Source organism: Glutamicibacter sp. BW77 (assembly GCF_002332285.1).
GTDB lineage: Bacteria > Actinomycetota > Actinomycetes > Actinomycetales > Micrococcaceae > Glutamicibacter > Glutamicibacter bergerei.
Map to the genome: position 1 here is coordinate 74,239 of NZ_NRGT01000041.1, position 16,999 is coordinate 91,237.

The 16,999-nt window shown below is 55.2% G+C and carries 14 protein-coding genes and 1 tRNA gene; 13 read left to right on the forward strand and 2 right to left on the reverse strand.

Going from position 1 to position 16,999, the window contains the following annotated elements; all coding sequences use genetic code 11:
* Positions 1-113 precede the first annotated feature (113 nt).
* The 7 genes from CIK74_RS04725 (at position 114) to CIK74_RS04755 (ending at position 6,855) form a co-directional block, all read left to right on the forward strand.
* Positions 114-188 (forward strand) — tRNA-Pro (locus CIK74_RS04725).
* A gap of 87 nt (positions 189-275) precedes the next feature.
* Complete coding sequence (gene tig, locus CIK74_RS04730) at positions 276-1,604, forward strand: trigger factor (RefSeq protein WP_096254621.1); 1,329 nt, start codon at positions 276-278, stop codon at positions 1,602-1,604.
* A 246-nt stretch (positions 1,605-1,850) separates the two neighbouring features.
* On the forward strand, positions 1,851-2,450 hold the full coding sequence (locus tag CIK74_RS04735; RefSeq protein WP_096254622.1) for an ATP-dependent Clp protease proteolytic subunit: 600 nt from the start codon (positions 1,851-1,853) through the stop codon (positions 2,448-2,450).
* Between the two features lie 51 nt (positions 2,451-2,501).
* On the forward strand, positions 2,502-3,161 hold the full coding sequence (locus CIK74_RS04740; RefSeq protein ID WP_096254623.1) for an ATP-dependent Clp protease proteolytic subunit: 660 nt from the start codon (positions 2,502-2,504) through the stop codon (positions 3,159-3,161).
* 167 nt (positions 3,162-3,328) lie between these two features.
* Entirely contained in the window at positions 3,329-4,621 is a 1,293-nt protein-coding gene (gene clpX / locus CIK74_RS04745; protein ID WP_096254624.1) for an ATP-dependent Clp protease ATP-binding subunit ClpX, read from the forward strand.
* Between the two features lie 40 nt (positions 4,622-4,661).
* Positions 4,662-5,270, forward strand: coding sequence for a disulfide bond formation protein DsbA (locus tag CIK74_RS04750; protein WP_096254625.1), 609 nt, complete (start codon positions 4,662-4,664; stop codon positions 5,268-5,270).
* A gap of 592 nt (positions 5,271-5,862) precedes the next feature.
* Positions 5,863-6,855 carry a hypothetical protein gene (locus CIK74_RS04755; protein WP_096254626.1) on the forward strand — a complete coding sequence of 331 codons (993 nt, stop codon included), beginning with the start codon at positions 5,863-5,865 and terminating at the stop codon, positions 6,853-6,855.
* A 325-nt stretch (positions 6,856-7,180) separates the two neighbouring features.
* Here the strand turns inward: CIK74_RS04755 and CIK74_RS04765 are convergent, their stop codons facing one another.
* Positions 7,181-7,669: a DUF4870 domain-containing protein gene (locus CIK74_RS04765; RefSeq protein ID WP_096254628.1), complete on the reverse strand. Its 489-nt coding sequence runs from the start codon at positions 7,667-7,669 to the stop codon at positions 7,181-7,183.
* 214 nt (positions 7,670-7,883) lie between these two features.
* The gene (valS, locus tag CIK74_RS04770; RefSeq protein WP_096254629.1) at positions 7,884-10,502 is read right to left on the reverse strand and encodes a valine--tRNA ligase; all 2,619 of its coding nucleotides are present in this window, start codon (positions 10,500-10,502) and stop codon (positions 7,884-7,886) included.
* Between the two features lie 201 nt (positions 10,503-10,703).
* Here valS and CIK74_RS04775 point away from each other — a divergent pair, with 201 nt between their 5' ends.
* The 6 genes from CIK74_RS04775 (at position 10,704) to CIK74_RS04800 (ending at position 16,916) form a co-directional block, all read left to right on the forward strand.
* A complete protein-coding gene (locus CIK74_RS04775) occupies positions 10,704-11,468 on the forward strand; it encodes an SDR family oxidoreductase (RefSeq protein WP_096254630.1) in 765 nt (254 codons plus the stop codon).
* Between the two features lie 10 nt (positions 11,469-11,478).
* Positions 11,479-12,171: a CbiX/SirB N-terminal domain-containing protein gene (locus CIK74_RS04780; RefSeq protein WP_096254631.1), complete on the forward strand. Its 693-nt coding sequence runs from the start codon at positions 11,479-11,481 to the stop codon at positions 12,169-12,171.
* Between the two features lie 100 nt (positions 12,172-12,271).
* On the forward strand, positions 12,272-13,972 hold the full coding sequence (locus CIK74_RS04785; protein ID WP_096254677.1) for a nitrite/sulfite reductase: 1,701 nt from the start codon (positions 12,272-12,274) through the stop codon (positions 13,970-13,972).
* Positions 13,969-14,679 carry a phosphoadenylyl-sulfate reductase gene (locus CIK74_RS04790; RefSeq protein ID WP_096254632.1) on the forward strand — a complete coding sequence of 237 codons (711 nt, stop codon included), beginning with the start codon at positions 13,969-13,971 and terminating at the stop codon, positions 14,677-14,679. Before CIK74_RS04785 ends, CIK74_RS04790 begins: the two co-directional genes overlap by 4 nt.
* A gap of 16 nt (positions 14,680-14,695) precedes the next feature.
* Positions 14,696-15,619, forward strand: coding sequence for a sulfate adenylyltransferase subunit CysD (cysD, locus tag CIK74_RS04795; RefSeq protein ID WP_096254633.1), 924 nt, complete (start codon positions 14,696-14,698; stop codon positions 15,617-15,619).
* A gap of 1 nt (position 15,620) precedes the next feature.
* Positions 15,621-16,916 (forward strand): GTP-binding protein, encoded by a 1,296-nt coding sequence (locus CIK74_RS04800; protein ID WP_096254634.1) that lies wholly within the window; start codon positions 15,621-15,623, stop codon positions 16,914-16,916.
* Positions 16,917-16,999: the final 83 nt, after the last annotated feature.

Sequence of the window (16,999 nt, forward strand, 5' to 3'; positions counted from 1 at the left end):
ATCTAAAGATAATTTAGTTCTTGTGATCACCGGAAACAATAAAAAGTATCTGGCAAGAATCGCAAACGATTAGTGGATACAGGATGACTCGGGTTAGACTGTTCACTGCTAATCGGGGTGTAGCTCAGCTTGGCTAGAGCGCGCGCTTTGGGAGCGTGAGGTCGCAGGTTCGAATCCTGTCACCCCGACTCTGTCGAACAACCCCGCAACGCCACCATGTTGCGGGGTTTTTTGCAGATAAAACCTAATTCTTAGACACTCAGGAGTACAACGCTGTGAAGAGCGCCGTCGAAAACGTCAACCCGACCCGGGTGAAACTGACCGTTGAGGTTCCTTATGAGGAACTGAAGCCCCGCGTCGATGAGGCGTACAAGACCATCGCTCAGCAGATTCAGGTTCCAGGCTTCCGTAAGGGCAAGGTGCCGACTCGTATGATCGATCAGCGCGTTGGTCGCGGATACGTCATCGAAACCGCTGTGAACGAGGGCCTGAACGACTTCTACCAGAAGGCTATGGTCGAGAACGAACTGACCCCGCTTTCCCGCCCAGAGGTTGACATCACCGAACTTCCTTCCATCGAGAAGGAAGGCGAAGGCCAGTTGGTCTTCACTTTCGAAGTAGATATCCGTCCGAAGGTTGAACTACCTGACTACAAGGGTATTGAAGTTTCCGTCGAGGCTAAGGAAGTTGCTGACGAAGACATCGATAAGGCCCTTGATGACCTGCGCGGTCGCTTCGGCACCCTGAAGGATGTTGAAGCACCAGCTGCTGCAGATTCCTTCGTCACCTTGGACCTGACCGCAGCGGTCGAGGGCGAAGAGGTAGACGCAGCTCAGGGCCTGTCCTACCAGGTTGGTTCGGGCAACATGCTTGAGGGCATGGACGAGGCTGTTACTGGCCTTTCAGCAGGCGAAGACGCCACCTTCGAGACCACCCTTGCCGGTGGCGAGCACGCAGGCAAGACCGCGACCGTCAAGGTTGTTGTCTCTGCGGTCAAGACCCGTGAGCTGCCAGAAGCAAACGATGACTTTGCTCAGCTAGCTTCCGAGTTCGACACCCTCGCAGAACTACGCGAATCGCTGTCCAAGGATGCTGCCGAAGGCAAGATCACTGAGCAGGGCGTAGAAGCTCGCGAGCTAGTTCTCGACAAGCTGGTTGAACTGGTTGAGGTTCCTGTTCCTGCTTCCGTAATCGACGAGCAGATCGAACAGCACTTCAACGCACCAGATGCTGAAGCTGACCACGACACCGAAGAGCACCGCGCAGAAGTTCGCGAGAACACCGAGCGTGCTTTCAAGAACGAAATCATCCTTGACGCCGTTGCTGACGCCGAGGAAGTTGGCGTTGAGCAGTCCGAGCTGATCGACTACATCGTGCAGACCGCAGGTCAGTACGGCATGGAGCCAAACCAGTTCGCGCAGATGCTTGACGGCGCCGGCCAGGTTCCAATGTTGATGGGCGAAGTTCGCCGTCGCAAGGCACTTGCCAAGGTTCTTGAATTCGCAACCGTCACCGATTCGAACGGTGCCGCTGTGGACCTGACTTCATTCGTGAAGCCAGCTGGCGAAGAAGAAGCTGTAGAGGAAACCGCAGAGGCTAAGTAGTCTCGCAACCTCGGTAGCCACCTACCCACTTGGAAACAAGTTGGTAGGTGGCTACTTTTGTGTTCGCTGTCGGTATAGTCATGCGCCGTGAGCGAAACAAGGGCATGAAACCGCGCATCTAGCAGTTGAAGTCAGTAATCTCAAAGTAACCAGTTGCAGCTTTGGGATTCGAAAAAGAATTTCAAAATCTGATCTACACGTTTGGAAGAGGTAGAGAACATGTCAAATGATTCGCGCACTCCCACCATGGCCTCCGTTGACCCGGCCGGCCGTGAGGATTACATCTACAACCGCTTGCTCAAAGAGCGCATCATCTGGCTGGGCTCCGAAGTCCGCGATGACAACGCGAATGCGATTTGCTCACAGCTGCTCTTGCTCTCTGCGGAGGATACTGAAAAGGACATCTACCTTTACATCAACTCCCCAGGCGGATCGATCACCGCAGGCATGGCTATCTACGACACCATGAACTTCATCCCGAACGATGTGGTGACCGTGGCAACCGGTCTGGCCGCATCGATGGGCCAGTTCCTGCTGTCCTCGGGTACCCCAGGCAAGCGCTATGCGACCCCTAACGCTCGCATCCTCATGCACCAGCCTTCGGGTGGCATTGGCGGAACTGCTTCGGACATCAAGATCCAAGCCGAACTGATCATGCACATGAAGAAGGTCATGAGCGACCTGACCGCGGAGCAGACCGGGCAGAGCGTCGAGCAGATCCTGATCGACAACCAGCGTGATAAGTGGTTCACCGCTGAGGACGCGCTGGAATACGGATTCTTCGACCAGATCGCAAAGCATGCCGGTACGGTCACCGGTGGCGGCGGCGTCGACGCCGGCAAGTAGTCGGCCTTAGCTATCGCCCTGAACCCCAAAGATTTGTCCAAGGAGAAAACCATGAACTTCAATCCGGAAGCCGTTAGCGGCCAGATGCCGTCGGCTCGCTACATCCTGCCACAGTTCGAAGAGCGCACCCCGTACGGGTTTAAGCGCCAGGATCCATACGCCAAGCTGTTCGAGGATCGTATTATCTTCCTCGGCGCGCAGGTCGATGATGCATCGGCAGATGACGTCATGGCCCAGCTGCTGGTTCTTGAGTCGATGGACCCAGAACGCGATGTCACCCTGTACATCAACTCACCAGGTGGATCCTTCACCGCGATGACCGCGATCTACGACACGATTCAGTTCATTCGCCCAGAAGTACAGACGGTCTGCCTCGGCCAGGCGGCCTCCGCCGCGGCCGTACTGCTAGCCGCCGGTACCCCTGGCAAGCGTCTGGCCCTGCCAAACGCGCGCGTGCTAATCCACCAGCCATCGATGGGTGGCGGCGAACGCGGTACCGCGACCGATCTGCAGATTCAGGCCGAAGAAGTTATGCGCATGCGCTCGTGGCTCGAAGAAACCATTGCAAGTCACTCGGGCCAGAGTGTCGAGAAGGTCCGCGACGACGTTGAACGCGATTTGTTCATGACTGCTGCCGATGCCAAGGAATATGGCATCGTCGACGAGGTGCTTACTCCACGTAAGCTCACCCGCGCAGTTCTTGGTCACTAGGACTTACTCGGAATAATTACTGAGTACTGGCGGTTTACCTTGTAGGTGTGTTCTCCACAAGAGGATTGCACCACGCAGGTAGACCGCCATATTCAGCTAATTTGGGGGTTACCTGACCTAGAATTGGGATAGTCCACAGCAACTCAAGCAAACAGGAGATCGGTGCGATGGGACGTATGGGCGAAGGCTCGGATCTGTTGAAGTGTTCTTTCTGCGGAAAGAGCCAGAAACAGGTAAAGAAGCTAATAGCAGGCCACGGAGTCTACATCTGTACCGAATGCATCGAACTGTGCAATGAGATCATTGCCGAAGAGTTTGCTGAAGAACAGGTCTCCGAAGATTTTTCGTTGCCAAAACCACGAGAAATCTTCAATTCCTTGGAAGAGTACGTGATCGGTCAGGAGAACGCTAAGCGTGCTCTATCCGTGGCCGTGTACAACCACTACAAGCGAATTCATGGTACTCAGGAGCATTCTCCTGTTGCTGCCTTGAATAGCGAGAACCCTCTAGATGATGTTGAGGTTTCGAAATCTAACATCATGCTAATTGGTCCCACCGGTTGCGGTAAGACCTACTTGGCGCAGTCGCTGGCTAAGAAGCTGAACGTTCCGTTCGCCGTAGCCGATGCAACCAGTTTGACTGAGGCCGGTTATGTCGGTGAAGACGTTGAAAATATTTTGCTGAAGCTGATTCAAGCCGCAGACTTTGACGTCAAGAAGGCCGAAACTGGCATTATCTACATTGACGAAATTGACAAGATCTCACGAAAGAGCGAGAACCCTTCAATTACTCGGGACGTTTCCGGTGAAGGCGTTCAGCAAGCTTTATTGAAGATCCTTGAAGGTACCGTCGCAGCAGTTCCGCCTCAGGGTGGACGCAAACACCCACATCAGGATTTCTTGCAGCTGGATACGACGAACATTCTGTTTATTGTGGCTGGTGCCTTTGCAGGACTCGAGGAAATTATTTCCTCCCGTGCTGGTCGAAAGGGTATCGGTTTCGGGGCGCCACTGACCGCAATTAAGTCTGAGGCTCCGTCTTATTCCGATGTTCGTCCCGAAGACTTGCTGAAGTTCGGGTTGATTCCAGAATTCGTTGGACGCTTACCGGTGATTGCTACGGTAGAGCATCTTGACCGTGGAGCATTGATTCGAGTTCTCACGGAACCCAAGAATGCACTGGTCAAGCAGTACCAGAAAATGTTCCGTATGGACGGCGTTGAGCTGAGCTTCGAACCACAGGCCTTGGACGCAATTGCTGAACTGGCAATTGAACGTGAAACCGGCGCACGTGGGCTTCGCGCAATTTTGGAAGAGACTTTGGGTGGCATCATGTTTGAGCTGCCTAGCTTGGAAGATGTAGCAGAGGTAGTCGTGACTCGTGGAACTGTCTTGGATAAGGATGAGCCGTTGCTCCTTTCCCACGAACTTGCAGCGAAGCGCAACAAAAAATCCGCATAGTTTAGAGTTCCATTAATTTTTCGTAGGAAGTTGAAGGTTCATGCCACAACGCACACAAGTTGATTTCTGGTTCGACCCAATCTGCCCCTTCGCTTGGGCCACTAGTCGTTGGATCAAGGAAGTTGAAAAAGTTCGTGACATCGACGTTCGGTGGAGTGTGATGAGCCTTTCGGTGCTCAACGAAGGTCGTGACCTTCCTGAAGATTACCGCGCATCAATGGATAACGCCTGGGGTCCAGTACGAGTGATCGTCAAGGCCGCGCAAGAGCATGGCGATGAGGTTATAGACCAGCTCTACACCGCAATGGGCGAACTAATTCATTATGAGAAAGTTGAAGACCGCGCTGATGTCATATCCCGCGCGTTAGCAAAGGTCGGGCTTCCAGCTGAACTAGCGCAAGCTGCCGGCACCGATGCCAATGATGCAGCACTACGGGCAAGCCACGAAGGTGGTATCTCCAAGGTTGGTCAAGACGTCGGCACCCCAGTCATCGCAGTGGACGGAGTAGGGTTCTTTGGTCCGGTCATTACCCGAATCCCAACTGGCGAAGACGCGGGCAAGATGTTTGATGCTGCGGTGCAGCTGGCATCTTTCCCTTACTTCTTTGAAATGAAGCGCAGTCGGACCGAAAGTCCAGTCTTCGATTAATCCGCGCTCTACAAGCCTCGTGCAATCTGCTCAGTCATATTATGGCGGGTCTGATTGTACGAGGTTTTTGTTTAATTAGTGCCAGCAACAATCTTCGTAGACCTGTTATGCGTTAGTTAATGAAGTTGACCTATCATAAACGAGAGATAACCGGGGGAGCGCTCTCACTGACTACTTGAGAGTTAATGTTTCGCTCAGTGGTAACTTTTCGTGAATAAATTTTGGCTGACTTTCGAATTGCCAGAATATGAAGTGCGTCACTGTTGTTTCACAAATTTTAATTGCTTCAAGTCTTGCATGGTGCGTACACCTACTGATAAGTAGGTTTCATTTTCCAAGCGATTTCTTGCGCAGGATCGAGAGACTCCCGCAAATGAGATGCCCGTGCTCCGATTTTTTGTTGGGATCGCTCTTAGTTTTTTGTTACAAGAAATTCGTAGCTTCATAGTTTTTACCAATTAGCGTGTTGAATGTATAAAATTCTTCGCGAACGGTCCTATGTATTACTTGAAAGATGTGTTTGACTAACTCCCACAGGTGCTCCGGCACATGCTTTCGACGGCGGCCCCCATCCGCCACACAGGGAGAAATCGTGCAAGACAAAATCCAAAACCATGCCCCCAAGGCAAGCCTGCGCAAAGGTCGAGCAATAGCTGCAATTTTGCTTGCCGGCGGACTGATCGGTGGAAGTGCTTCAATGGCCATGGCTGCCCCCACAGCCCCCACCGACAAAGTCGAATCAACAACCATCAGCCAGGCAAAGGCTGAAAATGCGATGAACTACTGGACCTCCTCGCGTATGAAGAACGCCAAGTCCGCTGACGTTCTCACGCACGGGAAATCCGCTACCAAGGGTGCACAGAAGGCGGGGGAGTCAAAGAAGATTTCCGGCCAGAAAGCAACGAACCCGAAGAATAAGGGTCAAAAACCGAAGAAATCATCATCGGTCACTCCGGTGTCCCACATTGGTAAGGTGTTCTTCACCCTCGGTGGCTCCGATTATGTGTGCTCGGGTAACTCAGTTGTTTCGGCCAATGAATCAACAGTTTCCACTGCTGGTCACTGCGCCAATGAAGGCCCTGGTGCCTTCGCAACCCGCTGGGTCTTCGTGCCTGCGTACGAAAACGGTAACGCACCGTACGGATCTTTTGCCGCAACCGAATTGGTGACCCCCACCCAGTGGAGCAACGGCGGAGATATTACCTTTGACACTGCCTTTGCCGTGGTCTCCGATAATAGTGGAGTCAGTTTGGCTGATCAGGTCGGAGCTTCTGGCGTTGCGTTCAACCAGGCTCGTGGATTAACATACACAGCTTTCGGTTACCCGGCAGCGAGCCCATTCAATGGCGAGACGTTGCAGTCATGCTCTGGTTCGGCAATTGATGATCCATATGGACAGAGCGATTCTCAGGGCATCCCATGCGATATGACCGGCGGATCTTCGGGTGGTCCGTGGTTCCTTGGCGGATCCAGTGCCTATCAGAACTCAGTCAACAGTTTTGGCTACAGCGGAGTGCGTAACACGATGTTCGGGCCCTACTGGGGCACCGTCATCGAGCAGGCATATAATTCTGCACAAAACTAGCAGGAAGTGAGTTGGGCGGAATGTCGAAGAAGACATTCCGCCCAGCTTGGTTAAGGATGAAGTGATGGAATCACGAGACGATGACGCGGTGACAGGCGAGAACGATTCAACTATCGTTCACAAGATAGCCCAACCGGTTAGTGAACAGGTTGCCCATTTTAACGAAGTAAACCGACGCAAAGCGAAGCCGATGCAACGGATAATAGCTTGTTCTGAAGAGTCAGATAAACCTGCCTCTGAGAAGTGACCCGGGGCCGCACCAATTCCCGTATCCGGCCAACGAGAGGCAATAACCGATGCTCGGCGACGAACAGTTTCGACAGTTTTAGCTTACAAACGCGAAATTAATTGGATACTTGTACGCGCGTCCGGCCTGGTACTCATCTGGTGCTTTGACTGCGGCCATAATAGCAATAACAAAGCAGACGATGCCGCCGAGGACACCAATCACCCATCCAATGACAGGTATGAAAGCTAGCAAGCCAATAATTGCGCGAATGATGCTGAAGTTCAGTGTCTGCTGATGAAAGTCGCGAACCAGCGGATTGCTTCGTTCCTTATCGATCACAAAGAAAATGAGTGCCGGAATGATTCCAAAGAATGCCGAAAGCCATCCATTAAGTTGAATGCGTTGGAGGCTGTCGTCTGCGATTTGTCCTGGCTGAGGAGCTGGAGGAATACCTTGCTGTCCATAATATGTACCGGTCGACTCAGCGCTGGGATTCCCAGTTGGTGAATTGTTTGTTGGGGGAGTTGTTGAACCGCCCTCATCATCTGGTTTGAACTCGTTGGGGTCTTCCGGTGTGGTTGTCATTTGAGCCTCTCAAGAGTCGAGCCTGATTGCTTACTCTGACCGTACACCGTTAAACCAACGTTCCGTTTAATAGAGATCAAATCGTTATTACACTTGATTTTGTCGTAGTTCAACAGCTGTTAAACTACGAGGAACGAATCGTGAACTATCTCAGAAACAGCGAAGGCCGCCGAGAAGAAAATCTCGACGGCCTTCGTGTCGTAGCTAATGAAGATTAATCTTCTTCGGCAGGAGCCAATTCCACGTTCACAACGGTGAGATCGCCCTCGGCTTCAACCAAAGTCAGTTCACGTGCGTTTCCGGCGGACTTTAGGTCGGTGAAGCCTGCACGCAACTGCTCAATCGCAGCTGCTGGTGCGTGGATTTCACCAGAAAGCACCTCGGTGCGTTGTTTGACCTTAGCGTCTGACTTAGCCTTACGGATACCCGACAGTGCGTGGCCAACGGTCGGAAGAACCATGGCATCAGCACCTTCGGTGGCTGCGCTGAGATGAGCAACGCTTGGCCACTGCGACAGGTGAACCGAACCGGTGCGCCACCAGCCCCAAACTTCTTCGGTAGCAAACGGCAAGAACGGTGCAAACAAGCGCAGTACCGAGTCAAGGGTCGTTGCGAGCGTTGCGAGAACGCTGGCCTGTTCAGCTTCACCATGACCGCCATAGGCGCGATCCTTGATCAATTCAACATAATCGTCAGTGAACGACCAGAAGAACGACTCAGTGATATCCAGAGCACGCGCATAGTCGTAGTTTTCAAAGGCACGCTGAGCATCCTCGATCACGGTCGACAGACGTAACAGCAATGAACGATCCAGACCGTTGGTGACCAATGATGCGTCATTGGTCAGCACATTTGCCTCGGTGGCACCCAAGTTCAAGACGAACTTAGAAGCGTTAAGAATCTTGATCGCCAGGCGGCGGCCAATCTTCATCTGGTTGATTTCGTAGGCGGTATCGGCGCCCAACTTGGCACTAGCGGCCCAATAACGAACCGCGTCGGAACCAAACTTCTCCAACACCTCGTTTGGTACCACTACGTTGCCCTTGGACTTGGACATTTTCTTCCGGTCTGGATCTAGAATCCAGCCGGAAATGGCAGCATGCTTCCAAGGAACATCGTTGTGCAGCGCATCGGCACGCACCGCAGTTGAGAACAACCAGGTGCGGATGATGTCGTGGCCCTGTGGGCGTAGATCAAACGGGTATACCTTGGAGAAGAACTCGTCATCGCGTCCCCAACGGCCCACAATCTGAGGGGTCAGCGAGCTCGTTGCCCAAGTATCAAGCACATCGGCATCACCGATGAAGCCGCCAGCTACACCACGCTGGTCTTCGGTATAACCGATTGGCGCATCAGCTGCCGGATCAACCGGAAGCTGTGCAGTCTCAGGCAAGATCGGAGCGTCATAGTTAGGCTCGCCATGCTCATCAACCTTGTACCAAACGGGTACAGGTACGCCGAAGAAGCGTTGGCGGGAAACCAGCCAGTCACCATTTAGGCCAGAAACCCAGTTCTCATAGCGCGAGCGCATGAACGATGGGTGGAATTCGATCTCCTGCCCGCGGGCAATCATTTGCGTACGACGCTCTTCGTCACGGCCACCATTTCGGATGTACCACTGACGTGAGGTGACGATTTCCAAAGGCTTATCGCCCTTTTCGAAGAAGTTCACCGGACGTGAAACTTTTTTAGGTTCACCATCTAGTAGATCTGCTTCGCTGAGCATCTTGACGACGGTTTCCTTCGCGGAGAACACGGTTTTCGCCGAGATCTCTGCGTAGGCTGCCTGACCGGCCTCGGTGGTGATCCACTCCGGGGTGTCTGCCAAAATACGGCCGTCACGGCCAATGATGGCACGAGTTGGTAGCTGCAGTTCACGCCACCAAGTTACGTCGGTCAGGTCGCCGAAGGTGCAGACCATGGCGATACCCGAACCCTTGTCTGGCTGAGCCAGTGGGTGTGGGTAAACGGTAACCGGCACGCCGAAGATCGGCGAGGTGACGGTTTTGCCGAACAGGTGCTTGTAGCGCTCATCGTCTGGGTGAGCGACCAGGCCGGCACAGGCTGCGAGTAGTTCCGGGCGAGTGGTCTCGATGAAGACCTGTTCGCCACCGTCAGCGTTGAATGCGTAGCGGTAGTAGGCGCCTGGCATTTCGCGGTCTTCGAGTTCTGCTTGGGCCACCGCGGTACGGAAGGTGACATCCCACAGAGTCGGAGCTTCGGCCATATAGGCATCGCCCTGCTTTAGGTTTTCCAAGAACGCTCGCTGAGACACCGCACGGGCGTTGTCGTCAATGGTGCGGTAGGTCATGCGCCAGTCAACGGACAGGCCAAGGGTGGAGAAGAGCTGTTCGAAGACCTTCTCGTCCTCTACTGCTAGTTCTTCACAGAGTTCAATAAAGTTTTTACGGCTGACCACATCCCAGTCGCGCTGGTTTTTGGCCGGCGACTCGGGCGGGCGATAACCCTCGATATATGGTTTGGTCGGGTCGCAACGAACACCGTAGTAGTTCTGTACGCGACGCTCGGTTGGAAGACCATTGTCATCCCAACCCAGTGGGTAGAACACGTTCTTGCCGCTCATGCGCTGGAAGCGGGCCAGCACGTCGGTCTGCGTGTAGGAGAACATATGTCCTACGTGCAGGGAACCGGAAGCGGTTGGTGGGGGAGTGTCAATGGAGTAAACGTCCTCGCGGGTCGTGTCCTCGTTGAAGTGATAGGTGCCCTCGGTGCGCCACCGGGACGAAAGACGTTCCTCTAGGCCTTCCAAAGCGGGCTTGTCAGGAACGGAAACCGTTGCGGGCGTGTCTGTGCCCAAGTTGTCTTCTGCCATGTTTCTATTCTTTCATGTTTCATAGGCCAAGGAAGCATTGAAGTTCATGGTCTGGGCCACTTGAGCCAGGGATACATGACTAGCGTAGACAAATGGGCGAAACTTAATCTGTAGGGCGTCATCTCGAGGCCGGATAAACGGCTTACGTAAGAGAAATTCATCGCTTCGCATACGGGCACCCCAAAGTTCTAAAGTGGGCATATGACTAATTCTCAAAATCAGAACAATTCACGCTCTGCCCTCGTCACCGGTGCTTCGAGCGGCATCGGTCAGGCCACCGTCCGTGCCTTGCGCGCACAGGGCTGGAACGTTTTTGCAGTGGCACGTCGTGCAGACCGGCTGGAGTCCTTGGCCACCGAAACCGGCGCAGTTGCACTGACTGCAGATGTCAGTGTTCAAGCCGATGTTGATGCGCTGGTCAGCGTCGTTGAAGCACAAGGCGGGGTCGATACGCTCATCAACTGTGCTGGCGGAGCACGCGGTAGTGATCACTGGGCCGAAGCAAAAGATGAAGACTGGGAATTCATGTGGCAGGCAAACGTCATGGGAACCATGCGGTTGACTCGCGCGCTATTACCTTCCTTGCGTACCAGCGCAGGCACCATTTTGAACGTTACCTCGACCGCCGCACTTTCCAGCTATGAGGGAGGTAGCGGATATAACGCCGCTAAAGCAGCGCAACGAGCCATGACTCAGGCGCTGCGCCTGGAAGAAGTTGGCAACGGGGTCCGTGTCATTGAGGTTCTTCCAGGACTCGTCCACACCGAAGAATTCGCGTTGCGCCGACTCGGAACGAAAGAAGCGGCCGAGAAGGTATATGCCGGGGTCGCCGAACCGCTCACGGCCGAGGACGTGGCAGAGGTGATCCGCTACGCGGTCAGCGCCCCGTCACATGTGAACCTGGACGAAATCGTGATTCGGCCACAGGCTCAAGCCGCCAATCACAAGCTGATCCGCCAGAGCTAATAAACCGGTGATGAAGAAAACCCACGTCCTCGCTGCGTCCCATGGCACCGATAATCTTCGCGGTCAACAACTGATCCACGACTTACGTACACAGCTCGAAGAACTGGCACGTAGTGAGATACACACCGAGTTGGTCTGGCACGAGGCGTATGTTGATGTTCAACAGCCGCAACTTGCTCAAGTGCTCGCCTCATTGCCCGAGGGGGAAGCCGCGGTAGTACTGCCGCTGCTGGTCGCCGACGGAGTACATACGACTCAGGACATCGCCCAGGCAGTAGCAGCACGGCAAAACACGGTCGCGGCCAGCCCGTTAGGTGCTTTGCCAGAACTTGCTTACCTACTAAGTCAGCGCGCCATGGCTCAGCTGGAGCCGAATCAGAAGGTTCTCCTTGCTGCGGCCGGGACCCGGCTAGAGCAAGGCCAAGAGCAACTCAGGGACTTAGCAGCGCAGATCTCAACGCATCTGGGTCAGGAAGTTCAGGTGACATACTGTGCTGGGGCCAAACCGCTGATTAATGAACTGCTTTCCGAGGAACTGAAGCCAAAGACGCTGGTACTTAGCGCGTTGTTGGCCGATGGACTCTTTCAAACACGGCTAGTTAGCATGGGTGCCCGGATCACCACAAGCCCATTGCTCCCGGACGTCATGATCGCTAAATGTTTCCTCATAAGACTGCAAGTGGCCCTGAAACAGAGCTCATAATTGTCCTCAGATGACGAAGTTCGCGGTGATTAAGTAAAGCGCGTTCATGTGACTACTCGTGGTTGCCAGCCCCCGGGGGCTGGTTTCTACGCTGGCTTACATGACGCAAACTACTGCACCCGGTCGCCCCAAGCGGGCAGCCAAACCCCAAGGTCAATGGAAGATTGACGGCAAAGCACCGCTCAACCACAACGAGGAACTCAAAGCCGCCGACGACGGTCTGAACGTCCGCGAACGGATCGAGCAGATTTACGCGCTTAAGGGTTTCGACTCAATTGATCCAGACGACCTGCACGGGCGCTTTCGCTGGTGGGGCTTGTACACCCAACGAGCCCAAGGCATTCCCGGTGGTAAGACCGCCACGCTGGAGCCGCACGAACTTGAAGACAAATACTTCATGCTTCGGGTGCGCATCGACGGCGGAGCACTAAGCACCGATCAGCTTCGGGTGATCGCCGGGATCTCTACCGAGTTCGCCCGCGACACCGCGGACTTCACCGACCGCCAGAACATTCAGTTGCACTGGGTAGATGTGGTGGATGTACCCGAAATCTGGCGCCGACTCGAAGCTGTGGGGCTGAACACCACCGAAGCCTGTGGAGACGTACCCCGAGTCATCCTAGGTTCGCCCGTGGCAGGCATCGCCAAAAATGAGATCATCGACCCAACTCCCGTGATCCAGGAGATCGCTCGGCGCTATGTGGGCAACCCGGATTTCTCCAACTTGCCGCGCAAGTACAAGACCGCCATTACCGGCCACCCAAACCAAGATGTCGTCCACGAGATCAATGACTTCGCGCTAATCGGCGTTGAACATCCGGAACTCGGCGTCGGCTATGACCTCTGGGTCGGTGGTGGGCTCTCCGCCAACCCACGCTTGGGCGAACGACTCGGCACATTCGTCCGCGCAGAAATTGCTGCCGACGTTTGGGAGGCAGTCACTTCCATCTTCCGAGACTACGGCTATCGGCGGCTGCGCAACCGGGCACGCCTGAAGTTCCTGCTCGCCGATTGGGGCACCGAGAAATTCCGTCAGATCCTCCAAGACGAGTACCTGGGGTTTGAACTTCCCGACGGGCCGCCGGCGCACAAGCCACAGGACGCGGGAGATCACTGCGGAGTGCACGAGCAGAAGGACGGCCGGTTCTTTATCGGGCTGACTCCGCCGGTTGGACGCGTCTCGGGAACCATTCTGAACAAGCTGGCGGACCTGGTTGAAGCGACCGGTTCTACCAGGCTGCGTACCACCCCACACCAGAAAATCATCGCCCTAGACATCCCCGCAGACCACGTTGATGCCTTTACCAGCGCGGTGCAAGAACTGGGCTTGGACCCGTTTCCCGGCTTAATCAAGCGCTCCGCTATCGCTTGCACCGGCATTGAGTTTTGCAAGCTAGCCATCGTGGACACCAAGGACACCACCATCGAGGCGGTGAAACAAATCGAATCAAGGCTGGCGGACCACAAAGGAAAACTTCCCAAGGCCCTGTCCTTGCATGTTAATGGTTGCCCAAACTCCTGCGCGCGCATCCAAACCGCCGACATCGGTTTGAAGGGGCAACTGATCACCAACGCGCAGGGCGAGCAGGTTTCCGGCTTCCAAGTACACCTAGGTGGAACACTGGCCGGATTTGAAAACGGTGAGGCTGGCTTAGGCCGCACCGTTCGCGGACTGAAGGTCGCGGCAGATGAGCTTCCCGAGTACGTGGAACGAGTTGTCAAAAGCTATTCAAGGAAGTCAGAAGAGAACGAATCTTTCGCTGCCTGGGCACACCGCGCCGACGAGGAGGACCTGGTATGAGCACCGTGCAACGCAGCGAAGCAGAATTGCGGAAGATCGCCGCAATCGGAGCCGAAGAGCTTGGTTGGGACTCTACCGCCGAACAGGTCATCAATTTTGCGGCCAACCATTTCGCGGTCCGTGAGATCGCGGTTGCCTGTTCCATGGCTGACGCGGTCTTACCGCATTTGGTTTCGGCCGCGATTCCAGATGTTGACGTGCTGTTCCTTGAGACCGGGTATCACTTCGCCGAAACCATCAGCACCCGCGACGAGGTCGCCCGGGCTCTGCAGGTACGCATCATCGAGGTACTGCCAGAACTCACGGTGGATGAGCAAGATGCGAAATTCGGCAGGGAGCTCTTCGCGCGTGACGCGGCAGCCTGCTGCCAGATGCGAAAAATGGATCCGCTGAAAAATTCCTTGAAAGACTATGGCGCCTGGTTCACCGGGGTGCGTCGCGAGGAGGCGCCGACCAGAGCCAACACGCCGCTGGTGGGCTTCGACGAAAAACACGGGCTGGTGAAATTCAACCCGCTGGCCGCCTGGTCCTTTGACGAACTGATTGGCTACGCCACCGAGCACTCGGTGCCGGTGAACATGCTGCTCACCCAGGGATACCCCTCCATTGGATGTCAACCATGTACCAGGCCGGTAGCCGAGGGCGAAGATCCCCGCGCCGGCCGCTGGGCAGGCCTAGCAAAAACTGAATGCGGCATACACATCTAGTGAAGGAGAGAAGCAAATGACCATCACAGTCAATGCACCCAGCCAAGCACGGCGCAGCGTCCTCGACGAGCTCGAAGCCGAATCAATTCACATCATCCGTGAAGTGCTCGCCGAATTCGATAATCCCGGTTTGCTCTTTTCCGGAGGTAAAGACTCGGTGGTAGTACTACACCTGCTGGCTAAAGCAGTGTTTCCGGCCCGTGTGCCGATTCCTGTAGTGCATATCGATACCGGCCACAACTTCGGCGAGGTACTGAAATTCCGCGACCAGGTCGTGGCTCGCTACGGGCTGAACCTCGTAGTTGGTTCGGTACAGGAATATATCGACCGCGGGGAGCTGACAGAACTGCCAGATGGCACCCGAAACCGTTTGCAAACCCGGGTGCTATTAGACACCATCGAGGCCAACCGCTTCGATGTGGTCTTCGGTGGGGCCCGCCGCGATGAAGACAAAGCCCGGGCCAAGGAACGCATCTTATCGCTGCGCGATGAATTCGGAGTCTGGGATCCACGTAACCAACGCCCGGAAATCTGGAATCTCTACAACGGGCGCCACGCACCCGGTGGGCACGTCCGCGCCTTCCCGATCTCCAACTGGACCGAACGCGATATCTGGGCGTACATCAACCAAGAACAAATCGAGTTACCGCCAATCTACTTTGCCCACAAGCGCCAGGTCTTTGAACGAGACGGTATGTGGCGAGCGGTCACCGGCGTCTCGCTGCCGGCCCAGGGAGAAATCGTCAGCATTCGCCAGGTGCGCTATCGGACCGTAGGAGACGCCAGCTGCACCGGTGCGGTGCTCTCGGCCGCCGACACCGTACCGAAGGTACTGGACGAGTTGGCCTTGGCTACCGTAACCGAACGCGGCGCCACCCGCGCCGACGACCGAATTTCAGCGGCTGGAATGGAAGACCGCAAGACCGAAGGGTACTTCTAAAATGACCACCACACTGTTACGTATTGCCACCGCTGGCTCGGTAGACGACGGAAAATCAACGCTTGTCGGACGGCTGCTCCACGACGCCAAAGCAATTCTCGCCGACTCGCTAGATGACATTGCGCGCACCAGCGCTGAACGTGGTTTTGGCGGTGAAACCCCGGCGCTGGATCTGGCGTTGGTCACCGACGGACTACGCGCCGAACGCGAACAAGGCATCACCATCGACGTGGCCTACCGGTATTTCTCCACCGCCAACCGCTCCTTCATTCTGGCCGACTGCCCGGGGCATGTGCAGTACACCCGCAATACTGTCACCGGCGCCTCAACCGCAGACGCAGCGATTGTGCTGGTGGACGCGCGACACGGAGTACTGGAACAAACCCGCCGCCACCTTGGCGTGCTTTCCCTACTGCGGGTGCCGCAACTGGTAGTAGCCGTGAACAAGATGGACCTCGTGGATTGGAAAGAGCAACGCTTCAGCGAAATTGAAACGCAAATTCTGGATATCACTGCCGAATTGGGCATCAAGCGCACCGCAGTCATTCCCGTGTCGGCGTTGAATGGCGACAACATAGTTGATGCCTCGGCGCATAGTGACTGGTATGCCGGGCCAACGTTGCTCGGATTACTGGAAGCCTTTGAACCCGAACGTGGACAAGGGACTGCCCGTCTTGACGTGCAGTATGTCATCCGTCCACAGGGTGCATTGGCTCCTGGACTTGATGCAGAACAGTATCGCGACTTCCGCGGTTACTCCGGCACGCTAGCCGACGGAGAGTTGAGTGTGGGCGACACCGTCCAGATTATCTCCAACGGGCAGCCAGCAACCAGCACCATCAAGTCCATTCGCAACTCGCACGGCGAAGTGACCACGGCGCTAGCTGGAGAAGCGGTGCTTGTGGAACTAACCGGTGAGATCGACATTGCCCGCGGCGACACCATCATTGCGGGGGAGCCCGAGGTGCCGGTTCGTCAGATCGAAGCGAATATTTGTGTACTGTCCCCGAACAAGATCACCGCCGGTCAGCTGGTGCTCATTAAACACGGCACCAAGGTTGCTCGGGCGAAGGTTCAAAGCCTTGATCACGTGATCAATGTGGTTGATTTCTCCCGTAGTGCGGCCACCGAATTGCAGCTCAATGATTTGGCACGCATCACGGTTCGTAGCTCCGCGGCTCTGGCCGTGGACGAGTACCAAAATTCACGTACCGCAGGTTCCTTCTTACTAATTGACCCCAATAGCGGAGCCACTTTAGCTGCAGGAATTATTGAGGCCCAGAATGCCGCCGCTTGAGCGAGAAACTCCAAGACGACAGCGGTTCACCTCTACTGCGGAAGCTACTAACTCTCGGGCACGCAGGGCGGCTCTGTGGATCG

Coding starts and splice junctions, on each gene's coding strand:
- valS (WP_096254629.1), bottom strand. CDS start 10,502: ATGGCAGAAGACAACTTGGGCACAGACACGCCCGCAACGGTTTCCGTT.
- CIK74_RS04740 (WP_096254623.1), top strand. CDS start 2,502: ATGAACTTCAATCCGGAAGCCGTTAGCGGCCAGATGCCGTCGGCTCGC.
- CIK74_RS04735 (WP_096254622.1), top strand. CDS start 1,851: ATGGCCTCCGTTGACCCGGCCGGCCGTGAGGATTACATCTACAACCGC.
- CIK74_RS04800 (WP_096254634.1), top strand. CDS start 15,621: ATGACCACCACACTGTTACGTATTGCCACCGCTGGCTCGGTAGACGAC.
- CIK74_RS04775 (WP_096254630.1), top strand. CDS start 10,704: ATGACTAATTCTCAAAATCAGAACAATTCACGCTCTGCCCTCGTCACC.
- CIK74_RS04785 (WP_096254677.1), top strand. CDS start 12,272: ATGACGCAAACTACTGCACCCGGTCGCCCCAAGCGGGCAGCCAAACCC.
- clpX (WP_096254624.1), top strand. CDS start 3,329: ATGGGACGTATGGGCGAAGGCTCGGATCTGTTGAAGTGTTCTTTCTGC.
- CIK74_RS04780 (WP_096254631.1), top strand. CDS start 11,479: ATGAAGAAAACCCACGTCCTCGCTGCGTCCCATGGCACCGATAATCTT.
- cysD (WP_096254633.1), top strand. CDS start 14,696: ATGACCATCACAGTCAATGCACCCAGCCAAGCACGGCGCAGCGTCCTC.
- CIK74_RS04765 (WP_096254628.1), bottom strand. CDS start 7,669: ATGACAACCACACCGGAAGACCCCAACGAGTTCAAACCAGATGATGAG.
- CIK74_RS04790 (WP_096254632.1), top strand. CDS start 13,969: ATGAGCACCGTGCAACGCAGCGAAGCAGAATTGCGGAAGATCGCCGCA.
- CIK74_RS04750 (WP_096254625.1), top strand. CDS start 4,662: ATGCCACAACGCACACAAGTTGATTTCTGGTTCGACCCAATCTGCCCC.